The organism is Bradyrhizobium ferriligni, from assembly GCF_056837965.1.
Genome location: NZ_JBXEJO010000066.1, coordinates 39,904 through 54,954 on the forward strand (window position 1 = coordinate 39,904; position 15,051 = coordinate 54,954).

Consider the following 15,051-nt stretch of genomic DNA (forward strand, 5'->3'; position numbering starts at 1 on the left):
ACAACACTTCGATCATTGCCGAACTGTTTTCACGACATCGACATTTCGACCATCACCGAACTCGGTTCGCCGAACGATCGACTATCTCTCGCGTTGCGGTTCGGCCGGCAGGACGGTTGGCGCGAATCATCTGGAGGCGAACATGAAACGTTCGGAAGTTTCGACCACGACGATGAGGCTCACCCGACGATCGGCCATCGGCTCGTTCGCGATCATGGCGATCGCCGGCGTCTCGCCCTTCGCCGGATCGCAAGCTCGATCGGAGCACAGCAACGGAGGACTGCCAATGAAGCACTATGCGATGAGCACGAGAACCATCAGCGATGCAATCAACACCGCTGGCCTTCTGGTTGTGGCGCAATGGGAAGCCAAGGAGGGACAGGCCGACAAGGTCGCGGAAATCCTCGACGGCTTCCTGCCCGAGGCGCAGAAGGACCCCGGCACCAAGCTGTTCCTGATCGGCCGTGGCAAGGACAATCCGGCGCAATTCCTGTTCTACGAATTGTTCCAGGACGAAGCCGCGTTCAAGGCACATCAGGACAGCGCGGCTTTCAAGACCTACATCGCGGAGCAAGCGCTGCCGCTGCTCGCCAAGCGCGAGCGGTCGCAATACGCGCTGCTGTGAAGAAAGGCGCGGCGGGGAGGATGGTAGAGCGTTTTCGAGCGAAGTGGGCCCGGTTCGCGTGAAGCAAACGCGTCAAAACAAGAAGCGAGAGCTTCGGTTCTGATTCAATCAGAATCGAAGCTCGTCCTTCCCGCCGGCGCGGGTCAGATCGATGCGCCGCTGTTGCCGAGCGTTGCGCGCAAGCCGGCCCGCTCGGGCGGCCTGCGCCAGAAGCCGACGATCGAGATCCGCGACAGCACCGCGGCCTCGAGGCTCTCGACCTGGGTTCGGAGCCGAAGCGCGTGTTTCTCGACGAGATGCCAAGACGCGACGGCGACGCCGAAGGCGAGCGGCAGGCTGATCAGGAGATTCAGATACCAGTGCTGGACCGGCGGGCCGAAGGTGGCGACGCATTGCTGGATGACGAAGCCGTAGAGATAAAGCCCGTAGGAGTAATCGCCTGACGAGACGATCCAGCTCCGCCGCGGGTTCATCAGGCCGAGATAGCATGCGACATAGGCGGCCGGCACGGGAGCCAGCGCGTCGCCGCGTCCGGTCGCCATGCCGGCGGCGCACAACACCAGCGCCAGCAGGCACACAGTGCGGTTGAACGGCACCTTGTCGCGCCAGAGATAGAAGCCGACGCCGGCAAGGAAGCAGAACACCAGGAGGTGCGGGCGAAGCTGGATCGGCACCTCGTCCCAGCGGTAGGTGTCGTAGACGATGAGCCCGATCTGGGCGATCACCATGAACCCCAGGAACGCCACCCGGTTGAAGCAAATCGTGAGCACGGCGAGCAGCGCCAGGATGACGTAGCACCACAGCTCATACGGCACGGTCCAGAGCTGGGCGTTCACCAGATCCGGCAGCGGATTGTGCAGGAATACGCCCGGGAGCTCGTACTGAATGTCGCCGACGATATTGAGAAAATAGGCGTGGAATTTCGGATCGGCGACATATTGGGCCAACGGCAGCTCGGTGAAGACCGAGCCGATGATGATTGCCGATAGCGTGGTTTCGACCGCGAGCGCCGGCCCGATCCGCAGCACGCGCAGGCCGAGGAAGGAAATCAGGCTCTTGCACCGGAGCAGGCTCGCCGTCACCAGGAAGCCGCTCAGGGCAAAGAACAGCGCGAGGATCATCGCGACGCCGATGCGTAGCGTGCTCTGGATTTCCAGCGCGCGGCCGAGCCCGAGCGTCACGTTCGTGCTGTGCAGGCCAATGATCGACGCCGCCAGCGCGATCCGCATGTAGTCGAAGCCCGCGGGCCGATTGCGCGAAAGCGCCAGCTGATCGGCCAGACTGGGCATCGATGTGCTCCCGAAGACATGCATCTGCGGAAAATACCGAGCAACAGTCTAAGGCCGTGTAAATGGGTCCGCGCTGTAATTGCAGCGACGCGCGACGGCGGCCACCGCGGCAAGCATCGGTTAAGGTTATCGAATGGCTAGGGCGATCCGTCGAATTGTATCGACCGGCCCTCGCGCGTTGGTGGCTCTGGGCGCACGCTCACGCTTGTTGGCCTCGGAGCCAATAGCTGACGTGGCTCCTGATGCCGTGGAAGCAGGGCTTGTTATTGTCATTCGGCATCCGTTGATTTGATCGCGGCTCCGCCAGGAGAACCATCACGATGCACATCAAACCGATAGCCATCGCGCTGCTCGCGATGATCGCGCCAGGACTGGCGCGTGCCGCTCTGCTCACCGACGCCGAGGTAACGTTCCTCGACCAGCTCGCTACCGCAGCCGCGGTGCTCGAACAACGATGCACCGGCTATGAGGCCAATGGTGCCGGCGGCGTTCAAACGGGCGCCAGACTTCTCGGCAGCCCCGACGCCGCGATGGCCATGATCAATGCGTTCGACGCGGCCATCAAGGCTCACGACGGCAACGACTACGATCCGCGCAGATTCCGACCCGAGGTGTCCGAAGCGGCCGGCAAGACCTTCAAGCTCGTCCGAGCGGCGTTGATCAGAGACCCGGAAGGCGCCTGCGCCGGCTATGGCGATGCCGGCGCGGCGTCGGGGCTGCTCAGACGGTACTAGAACCGCGGGATATCCGGGAACGCCAGCTTGCCGGCGTGGACATGCACGCGGCCGAGCTCGGCGCAGCGGTGCAGGGTCGGAAACACCTTGCCGGGGTTGAGCAGGCCCTCGGCATCGAAGGCGCATTTCAGCCGCTGCTGCTGGTTAAGGTCGATCTCGGTGAACATGTCCGGCATCAGGTCGCGTTTCTCGATGCCGACCCCGTGCTCGCCGGTGAGCACGCCGCCGAGCTCGACGCAGCAGCGCAGGATGTCGGCGCCAAACGCCTCCGCCTTCTCGATCTCGCCCGGCTTGTTGGCATCGTAAAGGATCAAGGGATGCAGATTGCCGTCGCCGGCGTGGAACACATTGGCGACGCCGAGGCCGTATTTCTCGGACAGCTCGCGGATCCGCGCCAGGGCCTTCGGCAAGGCGCCGCGCGGGATGGTGCCGTCCATGCAGAGATAGTCCGGCGAGATCCGCCCGACCGCGGGGAACGCCGCCTTGCGGCCGGCCCAGAACAGATTGCGCTCGGCCTCCGAGGTCGAGATCTGGCATGAGGTCGAGCCGCAGCCCTGCGCGATCGCCTCGACGCGCGTGATCAGCTCGTCTACCTCGACCTGGGGGCCGTCGAGCTCGATGATCAACAGCGCCTCGACGTCGAGCGGATAACCGGCATGGACGAACGCCTCCGCGGCGTGGATCGCGGGCTTGTCCATCATCTCCATGCCGCCGGGGATGATGCCGGCGCCGATGATCCGAGCGACGCATTCGCCGGCCGCTTCGACCTCGGCGAAGCCGACCATCAGCGCACGCGCCGTCTCCGGTTTCTGCAGGATGCGCACGGTGATCTCGGTGATGACGCCGAGCAGCCCCTCCGAGCCGGTGATGATTCCCATCAAATCATAGCCGGCATTCTCGGCCGACTTGCCGCCGATGCGCAGGATCTCGCCCGACATCAGCACGATCTCGCAGCCGAGCACGTTGTTGGTAGTCATGCCGTATTTCAGGCAGTGCACGCCGCCGGAATTTTCCGCGACATTGCCGCCGATCGAGCAGGCGATCTGCGACGACGGATCGGGCGCGTAGTAGAAGCCGGCATGGGCGACTGCCTGGCTGATCGCGAGGTTGGTGACGCCGGGCTCGGTGACGACGACGCGGTTGTCGAAGTCGATCTCGCGAATCCGCTTGAACTTGCCTAGTCCGAGCAGCACGCCGTCGACAAGCGGCAGCGCGCCGCCAGACAGCGAGGTACCGGAGCCGCGCGGCACCACCTTGATGCCCTGCCCCTGGCAATATTTGAGGACCTTCGACACCTGCTCGGTGGTATCGGGCAGCACCACGACCATCGGCGGCTGCCGATAGGCGGTCAGGCCGTCGGATTCATAGGCCAGCATCTCGGCGGCACTGTCGATCACGCCCTCGCCCGGGACGATTGCGCGCAAGGCGGCCACGATTTCGGCGCGGCGAGCGAGGACGGCCTGGTCGGCCGCCGGCATCATGATGGACATCGTTGTTCCCTCGGCTGGGCTTTTGCCCTTCGCCGATTTGTTACGACAAATCAATCACGTCTGCACCTGTTTCAGTGGGCCGGCCGAAGGTCGGATTGCCCCACCCCGCAATGGCGAGTTCTCTCTCGGACAAGCGGGCGGCCGCGAAACCTGTCAAAGTTTCGTGGCTTGTCCTGTCCAAGCCGGACATGCCACAAACGATCATTACCTCCCGGGACGAAACGAAGAGAACCCCATGAACCTAAAGACCTTGAGCGCGCTGGCGGTCGTCACATCGCTGGCTTCCGCATCCTCCGCGCTGGCGCAGGATGCCGCCGCCGGCAAGACCTCGTTCAATAAATGCCTCGCCTGCCACGCAATCGGCGAAGGCGCCAAGAACAAGGTCGGCCCCGAGCTCAACGGCCTCGACGGCCGCCATTCCGGCTCCGCGCCGGACTACAATTATTCCGATGCCAACAAGAATTCCGGCATCACCTGGAACAAGGAAACCTTCCTCGAATACATCAAGGATCCGAAGGCCAAGATCCCCGGCACCAAGATGGCATTCGCCGGCATCAAGAACGAGAACGAGGCCAACAACCTCTGGGCCTATGTCTCGTCGTTCGACAAGGACGGCAAGCAGAAGTAATCGGCGGTATCGGTCGCCGTCCGCCCGGCGCCAATGCCGGGGCGGACGTTAGAACGGGGATGGCTTTTCTTCGAAACGCCATCCCGTTCTGGCTCTCTGATTACGCACTTTTTCCGGATCATGCCTGGCCGCCGCGATCAGCGCGGCAACAGATTGGTCTTGGCGAGATCGACCACCTCGTCGCCGCGGCCGCTCATCACCGCGCGCAGCACCCACAGGCTGAATCCCTTCACCTGCTCCAGCGTGATGGTCGGCGGCATCGACAGTTCCTGCGTCGCGGTCACGACGTCGAGCACCGCCGGGCCGTCATGCGCGAGCACGTCGCGGATCGCGCCCTCGAGCTCGCCGGGATCCTCCACCCTGACGCCGTGAATGCCCATGGCGCGGGCCATCGCCGCGAAATCCGGATTCTTCAGATCGACCCCGGTCTCGATGAAGCCGGCGGCCTTCATCTCCAGCGCGACGAAGCCGAGCACGCTGTTGTTGAAGATCACGACCTTCACCGGCAGCTTGGCCTGGGTCAGCGTGATCAAATCGCCCATCAGCATGGCAAAGCCGCCGTCGCCGGACATCGACACCACCTGCCGGCCGGGCTGCGCCGCCTGCGCCCCGATCGCATGCGCCATCGCATTGGCCATCGAGCCGTGCACCCACGAGCCGACCAGACGGCGGCGGCCGTTCATTTTCAGATAGCGCGCGGCCCAGATCGTCGGCGTGCCGACATCGGCCGTGAACACCGCATCCTCGCTCGCCTGCTCGCTGAGCAGGCGGGCCAGATATTGCGGATGGATCGGCTTTTGGCCCGGCTTGCCGCGGGCGAGCTCGTCGAGCCCGGCGCGGGCGTCCTTGTAATGCGCGAGGCTGGCATCGAGATGCTTGCGGTCGGTCTTCACATGGAGCTTCGGCAGCAGCGCGGCGATGGTCTCGCCGACGTCACCGACGATGCCGAGATCGAGCTTGCAGCGGCGGCCGAGATTTTCGGGGCGGATATCGACCTGCGCGATGTTGATGCCGGTCGGGAAGAACTGCTTGTAGGGAAAATCGGTGCCCAGCATCAGCAGTACGTCGCAGCCGTGCATGGCGGCATAGCCAGAGGAGAAGCCGATGAAGCCGGTCATGCCGACGTCGTAGGGGTTGTCGTATTCGACATATTCCTTGCCGCCGAGCGCGTGCACGATCGGGCTCTTCAGCGTCTCGGCAAGCTTGATCAAGCCGTCATGCGCGCCGGCGCAGCCGCGGCCGCAGAACAGCGTGACGCGCCGCGCGCCATTGAGCAGCGCCGCCAGCGCATTCAACTCGGCGTCGGCCGGACGCACGACCGGCGCCGGCGGCAGCAGGCCGGCATTCGGCGCGATGTCGCGCTTCGGCGCCGCGCGCATCGCGACGTCGCCGGGCAGCACCAATACGGCGACGCCGCGCTTGCCGACCGCGGCGCGGATCGCGTTCTCCAGCATGTAGGGCAGTTGCGCCGGATCCGACACCAGTTCGCAATAATGGCTGCATTCGCGAAACAGGTCCTGCGGATGGGTCTCCTGGAAATAGCCGCCGCCGATTTCAGCGGAGGGAATCTGCGCCGCGATCGCCAGCACCGGCGTGCGGCTGCGATGCGCGTCGAACAGGCCGTTGATGAGATGGAGATTGCCCGGGCCGCAGGAGCCCGCGCACACCGCGAGCGCGCCCGTGATCTGGGATTCGGCGGCGGCGGCGAACGCGGCCACCTCCTCGTGACGCACATGCAGCCAATCGATCGTGCCGCGCTTGCGCAACGCCTCGGTCAGGCCGTTGAGGCTGTCACCGACGACGCCGTAGATGCGCTTGACGCCGGCCTGGGCAAGGGTTTCAGCGATGAGGTCGGCAATGTTGTCGATCCGCATGAGACGTGTCCTTTGCTGCAATCCGAAACCGGTGAGCCGCATGATGTTCGGCGCCACGCGGCGGCGCAAGCCTTGCCGGATCACATTCGCGCGGCGCAAACGTGCGGCAGCTATTGCGCCGTCACCACGTCCCGCACCATCAGGTCGGCCATTGTCTCGATCTCGGACGCCAGGAGATCGGGCACGATGTACTGCACCATGTGGCCGACACCCGGCAGCACGATCAGCTTCGCGTTCGGCGCCGATGCGGCGAGCGGCCGCGAGTGGATGCCGGTCGAGACCGTCTTGTCGACGTCGCCCGAAATGATTGACAGCGGCGCCCTGATCTCGGCATAGCGCGGGGCCTGTTCGACGACGGCGGCCTTCAGCGTGACGAGGTCGCGCGCATTGGCGATGAACTCGCGCGGACGCAGCAGCAGCAATGCCTCGCTGTCGCGGACGAAATCAGCCGGTATCGGCTGCGGCGCGAACACGCCGCGCACAGCCGAACTGGCAATGAGGAGACCGAGCGGCAGCGTGATCGTGTGCGCGAGCAGCGGCCCGATCAGTGGTGTCGCAATCACGTCATTGTAGCGTCCGGCGCCGCCGCGCCAGGGATAGGCGACAGGCGCGAGCAGCACGAGGCCGGCGACGCGATCCGGATGATCCAGCGCAATGCGCAAGGCAAGCGCGCCGGCCCAGGAATGCGCCACCACGATCGCCCGCTCGACGCCGAGCCTGGTCAGCGCCTCCACGATCATCCGGCCCTGGATCGCGGGCGTCGAATCCGCGACGCGCTCGCGCGTGCTCCAGCCGTGGCCCGGCCGGTCGATCAGGATCACCCGGCGCGCTTTGGCAACGCGATCGCCGAGCGGCTGCATCGCGCGCAGATTGGAGCTTGCGCCATGCAGCATCACGACGGGCGGCCCGACCGCGTCGCGCGGGCCGAGTTCGACCACATGCAGCCGCGCCCCGGCTACATCGATCATTCGCCCCTGCGGCGGAAAGGCGCGCTGGATCAGCAGGGCGCCGAGCTGTGTCGCCAAGGCCAGCGCCAGCCCGGCTACCGCCAGCACGACGATCAAAGCGAGCATCAAGACGATCCGGATAATCCTGCGCACCGAGGAGCTACGGTGGAGGTACGAGCCGGTTTCGATGCTATCCCGCTTTGGAGCCGCAAGTCCAATGTCGGCCGAGCCGATATATTGCTTCAGCGCGACAATGGAGCCAGCGCCTCTACGAGACGGGCTTCGACTCCCGACGTCTTGGCGGACGTGGCGGCGGTGGCGGAGGCGTCGTGGGCTGCAATGTCACGATCACGGGATTGGGCTTGTGATCGAGCGCCGCCCCGGTCGCAGCGTCGACTCCCATGCCGACAATGCCGCCAAGCAACAGATTTCCGGCGAAACCTGCACCGCCGGATCCGCTGATGTCCTTGGTCAGCGGGATGATCTGCGATTGATAGCCTTCCTTGCTGATCGTAACGACAATATCCGCGTTGCGCTTGGCCTGAATCGCGCACGGCGTGACGCAGGCGGTCGGTATCTCCAATCCTGCGATGTCGGCTGTCGCGCCGGCCGGCGTTGATGCGATTGAGATGGTCTCAGTTGTACCGCGTGTCACTGACGCGCAGCCGCCCAATGCGACGCAAAGCGCCGCAGCAAAAATCGATTTCATAAAATTGTCTTCCCCCAGCCAGTCGCGTTGTGTCGCAACTTGTGGGCGAGGGCAATCAACCTTTAGCCTAATGGTATTGCTTGGTTGGGCTTCGAAGGCCGTTCTTGGCGTGGCCATGGGCCAATTGGGCGTGCCAGTCCCGCGCACGGGCGCGGAGTTGTCCACAATGCGCCTAGCCTGTGGATAGCGGGTTCATACCTGCGTCATTAGTCATTTCATAGATTGGCGGTGGCATTTTCGCCATCAGACGCGAGGCTTCATCGACACCGGGACGCTACTGGAACGCTTCCAGGCTTGTACACAGTATCCACAGGAACCCGCGTCCGCATGACGAGTTCAACGGGAAGTAATCGGAGGAGTACCATGATTTCCGACCCTAGCGATGCGGCCATCGATCAGATCGTGGCGAGCTGCAATGGCGACCTGCGCGGCGCCCTGAAGGCACTGTTGCTGGTGAATGAGCACCTGGAGGCGGAGCTTCAGCAATTCTATGCTGCCATAGCCCAGGACACCGCGTCCCGCGGCAAGTTCTTGCACTAGCCTCCTGCGCCGGACGGTATCGCGAGCGAGCATCAGGCTCGTGAGCAACGCGCCCATTCGCGGCCATCGCCCCACGATCGCGATCAATCGCACGCAATCAGATATCGCGGCCTTCGACCTTTTCGGTCAGCTGCTTGACGATCTGCGGCACCTTCTCGAGGTAGGGATCGACAGCCAGCGCCTTGCGGAAGGCGTCGAGCGCGCGCTTGTCGTCGCCCATGTCCTGCATGATCATGCCGACGCCCGCCAGCGCGCCGAAATGGCGGGGTTCGCGGGTCAGCACCTGCTGCAGGTCTCCCAGCGAACGAACGTAATCGTTCTTCAAATAGTAAATCGTCGCACGCCGGTTCCAGGCCTCGACATAGTCGGGGCGGAGCTTGATCACCGCGTCCAGCAGCTTCAGCGCGACATCGACATTCTGGGCGTCGATCGCCGCCTTGGCGCGCACCATCAAGAGCGCCGCGGTATCGCTCGGGGTTTGCAGCCACAGCGCCCAGATCCGCGCCTCGACATGGCGGGCGCTGTCCTCGTCGGGCGCGGCCTTCAGGGCGCCGAACAGGAAATCCAGCCCGCGGCTGCGGTCAGCCGGCACCTTCGGCAGCTTGGTCGGAGCTTCAGGTAGTTTTTTCTGGGCCTTGGGCGGCGGGACCACCCGCGGATCGTCCTGCGCGACGGCCGCAACAGGCATGGCCAGAAGCGCGGCGATCAAGATCGCCAGCCGGCGGTTGGTGGGCCCCAGGAACTTGAATCCGAGCTTTAATCCCATGGCCGAAGTCTAGACGTACAACGCCGCACTGCAAAGCAGCGCGGCGTCAAAGACCTGTGAAGGAAGGATCGGAATCGGCCGGCGATCCGGGCGGGATCAGCCTGGTCAATCAGCCTTAGCGGATCAGCCCTGGCGCGCCTTGAAGCGGCGCTGGACCTTGTTGATCACGTAGACGCGGCCCTTGCGGCGAACCAGACGGTTGTTGCGATGGCGGCCGCGCAGCGACTTGAGCGAGTTACGGACCTTCATGGGACAATCCTGTTACTTCGAAAGGCCCGTGTTGGAGGCCGTACCTGATCAATGCCAATATTTGGCAAAATGGGATTTATCCCGATAAGCGGCCTGCCGCCCGGGACGGCCGCGTTCTAAGCCATCGGACCGTTAAATGTCAACCGAGACGGGCCGATTTTCGGGCCCATCCTGGCTTGGAACCCGCGCGAGGCACCGAGCCACACCCTTGAGATCGCTCCGGAAACAGCGACGGCCACTATTATCCGAGCCAAAGAGGCGACCCGCCGTCCTCCCTTGACGGTGGCGCCACGGCCGCCCGAATCGCGATTTCGTCCTCCTCGCGCCCGCCCCGACCGGACCTCGCGCCGGATTGAGCTCCGCGCGCGGCCAGAATCCTTCAACTCCTCGGCGCTTGCGAAAATCGTTATATCATATAATTATTTTCCATCACCAATGAACACGCCGCCGGGGAAGCCGAATGCCCAAGCTCAAACTGCCCGACATCGAAATGGTCACCGCGATCGACATCCACACCCATGCCGAGGAGCCGTGCGGCATGCATGGCGACGACGGCTATGACGACTTCCAGGCGCAGATGGCCGACTACTTCAAGTCGCCGCACAAGCATCCGCCGACCGTGCCGGAGACCGCCGCCTACTACCGCGCCAAGAACATCGCCGCGGTGATCTTCCCGGTCGACGCCGAGCGCGAGACTGGCTTCCGCCGCTACAACAATTACGAAATGCTCGAGGTCGCCTCCGACCATCTCGACGTGCTGATCCCGTTCGTCTCGATCGATCCGCACAAGGGCAAGCTCGGCGTCCGCGAGGCACGCAAGCTGATCGAGGAATACGGCGTCCGCGGCTTCAAATTCCACCCGACCATGCAGGGCTTCTACGCCAACGACCGCATGGCCTACCCGCTCTATGAAGCCATCAATGACGGCGGCGCGATCGCGCTGTTCCACACCGGCCAGACCGGCGTCGGCTCCGGCATGCCAGGCGGCATGGGGATGCGGCTGAAATATTCCAACCCGATGTACATGGACGATGTCGCGGCCGATTTCCCCGACCTCAAGATCATCCTCGCGCATCCCTCCTTCCCCTGGCAGGAAGAGGCGCTGTCTGTCGCGACCCACAAGCCGAACGTCTATATCGACCTCTCCGGCTGGTCGCCGAAATACTTCCCGCCGATCCTGGTGCGCTACATCAACTCGATCCTGCAGGACAAGATGCTGTTCGGCTCGGACTGGCCGGTGATCACGCCGGACCGCTGGCTCGCCGATTTCGCCAAGCTCGACATCCGCGACGAGATCCGGCCGAAGGTCCTGAAGGCCAACGCGCGGAAGATTTTGGGCATCTAAGGGAGTATTGTCGGCGGCAAGCTTCGGAGGTGGTTCATGACGAACTTCACCGGACTTGCCACCCTCTCCGCACTCCTGATCGGAAGCGCAGAACTCTGCTGCGCGGCACGCGCCGGGCAGCCGGCCGCGTTCGTCGAATTCGAGAGCCCGCTTGCAAGTGCGCAGCCACTGCAGGGTTATCTGCGAACACCCGATGGACCGGGCCCTTCGCCCGCCGTGGTGCTGCTGCACGGCTGCGGCGGCTTCTTCAAGCAACTCGACGAGCGCTGGGGCAAGCGGCTGGCGGCCTGGGGCTATGTCACGCTCACGGTCGACCGGTTCGGGCCGCGCGGCATCACCAGCGCCTGCACGGGCGGCGCGCCGGCCGCAACCGTCCATGACGCCTATCGTGCGCTGAGTTATCTCGCGCGGCAATCGGCGGTCGATCCCGATCGCGTCGCGGTGGTCGGGTTCTCGCAAGGCGCCTGGCTCGCCCTGCTCTCGGTCGAGCGTGGCGCGATCGAACATAACGCGGCAGAGAAATTCCGCGCGGCCGTCGCGTTCTACCCGCCCTGCCTCAGCATCAAGGGCGACATGACGGTGCCGACGCTGATCATGGTCGGCGAGCTCGACGACTGGACGCCGGCCAAGGAGTGCCGGACCCTGGCCGAAGGCCGCGACGACTACGGCATCTCCCGGCAGAATCGTGCGGGACATCCGATCGAGCTGATCGTCTATCCCGGCGCCTATCACGGTTTCGACGTGCCGCATTACAGCACGCCGGTGCAGATGCTCGGTCATCACTTCGAATTCAACGAGGTAGCCAGGGATCAATCCATCGACGCACTCAGGAAATTCCTGTATGCGACAATCGGCGGGCAAGAGAGATCACAATGACCATCAAGGCAATCGTCTTCGACGCCTACGGCACACTCTACGACGTCCAGTCGGTGGCCGACGTCACCGAGGATGCGTTCCCCGGCTACGGCGACATCATCACGCAGATTTGGCGCATCAAGCAGCTCGAATATAGCTGGCTGCGTTCGCTGATGCGGCGCTACCAGGATTTCGCCGGCGTAACTCGCGACTCCCTCACCTACACGCTGCGCTGCCTCGGCCTGCAATATGACGCGGCGACCTTCGCCCGCATCATCGACAAGTATCAGCATCTGGCGCTGTATCCGGATGCGGTCGCCGCGCTCGAGGCGATGAAGGACAAGAAGCTTGCGATCCTCTCCAACGGCAGCCCCGACATGCTGAATGCGCTGGTGCGCAATTCGGGACTCGACCGCGTGCTCGATGCGACCATCAGCGTCGATGCCCACAAGGTGTTCAAGCCGGCGCCGGAGGCCTACACGCTGATCGAGGAGGTGCTGAAAGTACCGCCGGCGGAGGTGCTGTTCATTTCCTCCAATCCGTGGGACGCCTGCGGTGCCAAGTCGTTCGGCCTCAACGTCGCATGGATCGAACGGGTGACGCCGGAAGCGATGGCGCTGGCCTGCGTCGAAAGCGAGACGGTCGCGCCATTGACGATGTTCAAGGCGCTGCGTACCCAGATGGACGAGCTCGGCGTCGTGCCCGATCACCGGATCCACAGTCTCTCCGAACTTCCCGCCCTGGTGTCTGCAAGGTCCTGAACAACATGAGTCTCGAGTCTGTCCGCGCCTTCTTCGCCGAGAAGGCGCCCGAAATCTCCGTGATCGAATCCACCACGAGCTCAGCGACCGTCGTGCTGGCGGCGGAGGCCTATGGCGTCGAGCCGGCGCGGATCGCCAAGACGTTGAGCCTGCGGGTCGGCGACCGCGTGGTGCTGATCGTCGCCGCCGGGACGTCGCGCATGGACAACAAGAAGGTCAAGGCGGCGTTCGGCGGCAAGCCGAAGATGCTCGGCCTCGACGAGGTCGCCGACATCACCGGTCACGAGGTCGGCGGCGTCTGCCCGTTCGGGCTGAAGACGCCGCTGCCGGTCTATTGCGACGTATCGCTGAAGGCATTCGATGTCGTGGTGCCGGCGGCGGGCTCGACCCACAGCGCGGTCCGCATCACGCCCCACAGGATGGCGGAGCTAACCGCAGCCGAATGGGTCGACGTCTGCGAAGTCAGACCCGAGAACTAGTCCTCATCGTCGAACGGTGGCCGCGATGGCGCCGGCTGCACCGGCTGTGGTGCACGCGGCCGCTGCTGCATCTGCGGCTGCTGCGGCGCACGACCCTGCATTTGCGGCTGTTGGGCCCGACCTTGTGTCTGCTGCTGTTGTGCGTTCGATTCGAACACGGCACGACAACTGTTGGAAAGTTGCGGCGTGTTCTGACGCAGGCAAGCCACGATGCGCTGCACGTCGGGCACCTGGTCGCTGCAAAGCCGCCACACGTCCGGTGTGCACGCCATCTGCTGTTCCCAGGTTCCCCGATACTCCTCGGCGACCGCGGCCGTTGCCGTGGCAGCTCCGCCGATCGCTATGGCAAGGCTCAGGACGATCCGCTGCGATCGCATGTCGGGCTCCCGTAGTTCCAGATGTTGGCCCGCGCGCGCAAGTTCCCGCGCCGCGATTTGCTCCAAAGCTGCCCAATGAATGCGGCCAAGGATCGTTCACGCGGACAACTAAAAGTGAAGAGAGTTTGTCCCGGAGGGACCTATTCGACCTTCCCGATCTTTTTCACCGCAGCGATCAACCGCGCGCTGTCGTCTGCAACAAATTTTGAGAACGCCGGCGCGTCCATATAGGCGACCGGACTGCCCGCGGTTTCGAAGGTCTTGATCACCTCCGGCGCCTTCACGGCATCGGCCATCGCCGCGCGCAGCCGGTCCATGATCGGCATCGGCAGCGCTGACTGCGCGAACAGTCCCGCCCAGATGTAGAACTCGACGTCCTTGTAGCCGAGTTCCTTGAAGGTCGGCAGATCGGGGAAGCTCGCGATCCGTTCGGCGCCCCAATTGGCGAGCACGCGCATCTTGCCGTCCTCGACCTGCTGCTTGAGCGTGCCCGGCGCCGACGCCAATGCCTGCACGGTGCCGGAAAGCAGCGCGGTGAGCGCCGGGCCCGCGCCGCGGAACGGCACGTGCAGCAGCTTTATCCCTGCGCTCGCCGCGAACATCTCCATCGCGACATGCAGCGTGCCGTACGGACCGGACGAGCCGTAAGGGATCTGTCCCGGGCGTTTCTTCGCGTCGTCGACGAATTCCTGCAGCGACGTCCACGGCGCCGAGGCCGGCACCGCCAGCAGCGTCGGGTCGGCGAGCACGCGCGCGACCGGCGCGAACTGCGACACCTCGTAGGCAACCGGACGATCGAACAGCCGGTCGGCTTCCGGCAGCACTGCGAGCGAGGACAGTGTCATCAGCAGCGTATAGCCGTCTGGCTCGGCGCGCGCGGCCTGTGCATTGCCGATCGATCCGCCTGCTCCGCCGGCGCGATTGTCGACGATCACAGGCTTACCGAGGATGCGCTCCAGCGCGAGCGCCACCGGCCGTGCCGCAAGGTCGGCCTGGCCGCCGGCCGGAAACGGCACGATCATCGTGATGTTGCGGTTGGGATAGGCGCCTTGCGCAAACGCGGAGTTGGCGAGCGCAGTCTGCGCAAGCGGCAATGCGGCAGCGGCGCGCAGGAGTTCGCGGCGGTTCATCGAGAGTTTCTCCCCAGTCATCTTTCTTGGCGATCGCAGCCGATCGCGATGCCGCGGTCAGAGCCGCGGTTGGTCGCATGGTGCAGGAGCGGGACGCGCATCTCAAGCGTCCCGCTGCCGCATCCGACGCGGACTGACTAACGAAGAAGATCGAGGCCTGCTGGGTCAGGTCCTAGCGGTTGACGGAATTAGGCCAAGTGGCAGTCGCAAAGGCGGTGCGCCCCCTCTCCCGCTTGCGGGGGAGGGTTGGGGT

17 protein-coding genes are annotated in these 15,051 nt (G+C 64.4%); 8 read left to right on the top strand and 9 right to left on the bottom strand.

Annotated features, from left to right (window positions below; translation table 11 throughout):
- The first annotated feature begins 142 nt into the window (after window positions 1-142).
- Window positions 143-625 carry a putative quinol monooxygenase gene (locus AC1VNY_RS31855; RefSeq protein WP_482408137.1) on the top strand — a complete coding sequence of 161 codons (483 nt, stop codon included), beginning with the start codon at window positions 143-145 and terminating at the stop codon, window positions 623-625.
- 143 nt (window positions 626-768) lie between these two features.
- On the opposite strand, the gene AC1VNY_RS31860 is transcribed toward AC1VNY_RS31855, so the two are convergent.
- Window positions 769-1,914: an acyltransferase family protein gene (locus tag AC1VNY_RS31860; RefSeq protein ID WP_482408138.1), complete on the bottom strand. Its 1,146-nt coding sequence runs from the start codon at window positions 1,912-1,914 to the stop codon at window positions 769-771.
- 320 nt (window positions 1,915-2,234) lie between these two features.
- Between AC1VNY_RS31860 and AC1VNY_RS31865 the strand changes: the two genes are divergently transcribed.
- On the top strand, window positions 2,235-2,648 hold the full coding sequence (locus AC1VNY_RS31865; RefSeq protein ID WP_482408139.1) for a hypothetical protein: 414 nt from the start codon (window positions 2,235-2,237) through the stop codon (window positions 2,646-2,648).
- On the opposite strand, the gene AC1VNY_RS31870 is transcribed toward AC1VNY_RS31865, so the two are convergent.
- Complete coding sequence (locus AC1VNY_RS31870; RefSeq protein WP_482408140.1) at window positions 2,645-4,138, bottom strand: FAD-linked oxidase C-terminal domain-containing protein; 1,494 nt, start codon at window positions 4,136-4,138, stop codon at window positions 2,645-2,647. The genes AC1VNY_RS31865 and AC1VNY_RS31870 overlap by 4 nt on opposite strands.
- Window positions 4,139-4,373: 235 nt before the next feature.
- Between AC1VNY_RS31870 and cycA the strand changes: the two genes are divergently transcribed.
- Window positions 4,374-4,766, top strand: coding sequence for a cytochrome c-550 CycA (gene cycA, locus AC1VNY_RS31875; RefSeq protein ID WP_018269764.1), 393 nt, complete (start codon window positions 4,374-4,376; stop codon window positions 4,764-4,766).
- 137 nt (window positions 4,767-4,903) lie between these two features.
- On the opposite strand, the gene poxB is transcribed toward cycA, so the two are convergent.
- The 3 genes from poxB to AC1VNY_RS31890 form a co-directional block, all read right to left on the bottom strand.
- A complete protein-coding gene (gene poxB / locus AC1VNY_RS31880) occupies window positions 4,904-6,640 on the bottom strand; it encodes a ubiquinone-dependent pyruvate dehydrogenase (protein WP_482408141.1) in 1,737 nt (578 codons plus the stop codon).
- Window positions 6,641-6,750: 110 nt separating this feature from the next.
- Window positions 6,751-7,713, bottom strand: a complete 963-nt coding sequence (locus tag AC1VNY_RS31885) for an alpha/beta fold hydrolase (protein ID WP_482408142.1) — start codon at window positions 7,711-7,713, stop codon at window positions 6,751-6,753.
- Window positions 7,714-7,855: 142 nt separating this feature from the next.
- On the bottom strand, window positions 7,856-8,296 hold the full coding sequence (locus AC1VNY_RS31890) for a PEGA domain-containing protein (protein WP_482408148.1): 441 nt from the start codon (window positions 8,294-8,296) through the stop codon (window positions 7,856-7,858).
- A gap of 363 nt (window positions 8,297-8,659) precedes the next feature.
- Between AC1VNY_RS31890 and AC1VNY_RS31895 the strand changes: the two genes are divergently transcribed.
- A complete protein-coding gene (locus AC1VNY_RS31895; protein WP_304498727.1) occupies window positions 8,660-8,836 on the top strand; it encodes a hypothetical protein in 177 nt (58 codons plus the stop codon).
- 97 nt (window positions 8,837-8,933) lie between these two features.
- On the opposite strand, the gene AC1VNY_RS31900 is transcribed toward AC1VNY_RS31895, so the two are convergent.
- Both AC1VNY_RS31900 and ykgO read right to left on the bottom strand, forming a co-directional pair.
- Window positions 8,934-9,602: a tetratricopeptide repeat protein gene (locus AC1VNY_RS31900; RefSeq protein WP_482408143.1), complete on the bottom strand. Its 669-nt coding sequence runs from the start codon at window positions 9,600-9,602 to the stop codon at window positions 8,934-8,936.
- A 123-nt stretch (window positions 9,603-9,725) separates the two neighbouring features.
- Window positions 9,726-9,851, bottom strand: a complete 126-nt coding sequence (gene ykgO, locus AC1VNY_RS31905; protein ID WP_002718645.1) for a type B 50S ribosomal protein L36 — start codon at window positions 9,849-9,851, stop codon at window positions 9,726-9,728.
- Window positions 9,852-10,311: 460 nt separating this feature from the next.
- Here ykgO and AC1VNY_RS31910 point away from each other — a divergent pair, with 460 nt between their 5' ends.
- The 4 genes from AC1VNY_RS31910 to AC1VNY_RS31925 are packed head-to-tail and all read left to right on the top strand — an operon-like array spanning window position 10,312 to window position 13,291.
- On the top strand, window positions 10,312-11,196 hold the full coding sequence (locus AC1VNY_RS31910; protein ID WP_482408144.1) for an amidohydrolase family protein: 885 nt from the start codon (window positions 10,312-10,314) through the stop codon (window positions 11,194-11,196).
- A 36-nt stretch (window positions 11,197-11,232) separates the two neighbouring features.
- Window positions 11,233-12,072 (top strand): dienelactone hydrolase family protein, encoded by an 840-nt coding sequence (locus AC1VNY_RS31915; RefSeq protein ID WP_482408145.1) that lies wholly within the window; start codon window positions 11,233-11,235, stop codon window positions 12,070-12,072.
- Window positions 12,069-12,812, top strand: coding sequence for a haloacid dehalogenase type II (locus AC1VNY_RS31920; RefSeq protein WP_482408146.1), 744 nt, complete (start codon window positions 12,069-12,071; stop codon window positions 12,810-12,812). Before AC1VNY_RS31915 ends, AC1VNY_RS31920 begins: the two co-directional genes overlap by 4 nt.
- Window positions 12,813-12,817: 5 nt before the next feature.
- The gene (locus AC1VNY_RS31925; protein WP_482408147.1) at window positions 12,818-13,291 is read left to right on the top strand and encodes a YbaK/EbsC family protein; all 474 of its coding nucleotides are present in this window, start codon (window positions 12,818-12,820) and stop codon (window positions 13,289-13,291) included.
- On the opposite strand, the gene AC1VNY_RS31930 is transcribed toward AC1VNY_RS31925, so the two are convergent.
- Together AC1VNY_RS31930 and AC1VNY_RS31935 are read right to left on the bottom strand one after the other, a co-directional pair.
- Complete coding sequence (locus AC1VNY_RS31930) at window positions 13,288-13,668, bottom strand: hypothetical protein (protein WP_304557512.1); 381 nt, start codon at window positions 13,666-13,668, stop codon at window positions 13,288-13,290. The two genes, AC1VNY_RS31925 and AC1VNY_RS31930, sit on opposite strands and share 4 nt — an antisense overlap.
- A 140-nt stretch (window positions 13,669-13,808) precedes the next feature.
- Window positions 13,809-14,798, bottom strand: coding sequence for a tripartite tricarboxylate transporter substrate binding protein (locus AC1VNY_RS31935; protein ID WP_028341123.1), 990 nt, complete (start codon window positions 14,796-14,798; stop codon window positions 13,809-13,811).
- Window positions 14,799-15,051: the final 253 nt, after the last annotated feature.

Bases quoted from the DNA above. Each gene is read 5' to 3' on its own strand.
- AC1VNY_RS31895 (WP_304498727.1), top strand. From the start codon at position 8,660: ATGATTTCCGACCCTAGCGATGCGGCCATCGATCAGATCGTGGCGAGC.
- AC1VNY_RS31860 (WP_482408138.1), bottom strand. From the start codon at position 1,914: ATGCCCAGTCTGGCCGATCAGCTGGCGCTTTCGCGCAATCGGCCCGCG.
- AC1VNY_RS31890 (WP_482408148.1), bottom strand. From the start codon at position 8,296: ATGAAATCGATTTTTGCTGCGGCGCTTTGCGTCGCATTGGGCGGCTGC.
- AC1VNY_RS31885 (WP_482408142.1), bottom strand. From the start codon at position 7,713: ATGCTCGCTTTGATCGTCGTGCTGGCGGTAGCCGGGCTGGCGCTGGCC.
- cycA (WP_018269764.1), top strand. From the start codon at position 4,374: ATGAACCTAAAGACCTTGAGCGCGCTGGCGGTCGTCACATCGCTGGCT.
- poxB (WP_482408141.1), bottom strand. From the start codon at position 6,640: ATGCGGATCGACAACATTGCCGACCTCATCGCTGAAACCCTTGCCCAG.
- AC1VNY_RS31870 (WP_482408140.1), bottom strand. From the start codon at position 4,138: ATGTCCATCATGATGCCGGCGGCCGACCAGGCCGTCCTCGCTCGCCGC.
- AC1VNY_RS31920 (WP_482408146.1), top strand. From the start codon at position 12,069: ATGACCATCAAGGCAATCGTCTTCGACGCCTACGGCACACTCTACGAC.
- AC1VNY_RS31935 (WP_028341123.1), bottom strand. From the start codon at position 14,798: ATGAACCGCCGCGAACTCCTGCGCGCCGCTGCCGCATTGCCGCTTGCG.
- AC1VNY_RS31855 (WP_482408137.1), top strand. From the start codon at position 143: ATGAAACGTTCGGAAGTTTCGACCACGACGATGAGGCTCACCCGACGA.
- AC1VNY_RS31930 (WP_304557512.1), bottom strand. From the start codon at position 13,668: ATGCGATCGCAGCGGATCGTCCTGAGCCTTGCCATAGCGATCGGCGGA.
- AC1VNY_RS31910 (WP_482408144.1), top strand. From the start codon at position 10,312: ATGCCCAAGCTCAAACTGCCCGACATCGAAATGGTCACCGCGATCGAC.
- ykgO (WP_002718645.1), bottom strand. From the start codon at position 9,851: ATGAAGGTCCGTAACTCGCTCAAGTCGCTGCGCGGCCGCCATCGCAAC.
- AC1VNY_RS31925 (WP_482408147.1), top strand. From the start codon at position 12,818: ATGAGTCTCGAGTCTGTCCGCGCCTTCTTCGCCGAGAAGGCGCCCGAA.
- AC1VNY_RS31865 (WP_482408139.1), top strand. From the start codon at position 2,235: ATGCACATCAAACCGATAGCCATCGCGCTGCTCGCGATGATCGCGCCA.
- AC1VNY_RS31915 (WP_482408145.1), top strand. From the start codon at position 11,233: ATGACGAACTTCACCGGACTTGCCACCCTCTCCGCACTCCTGATCGGA.
- AC1VNY_RS31900 (WP_482408143.1), bottom strand. From the start codon at position 9,602: ATGGGATTAAAGCTCGGATTCAAGTTCCTGGGGCCCACCAACCGCCGG.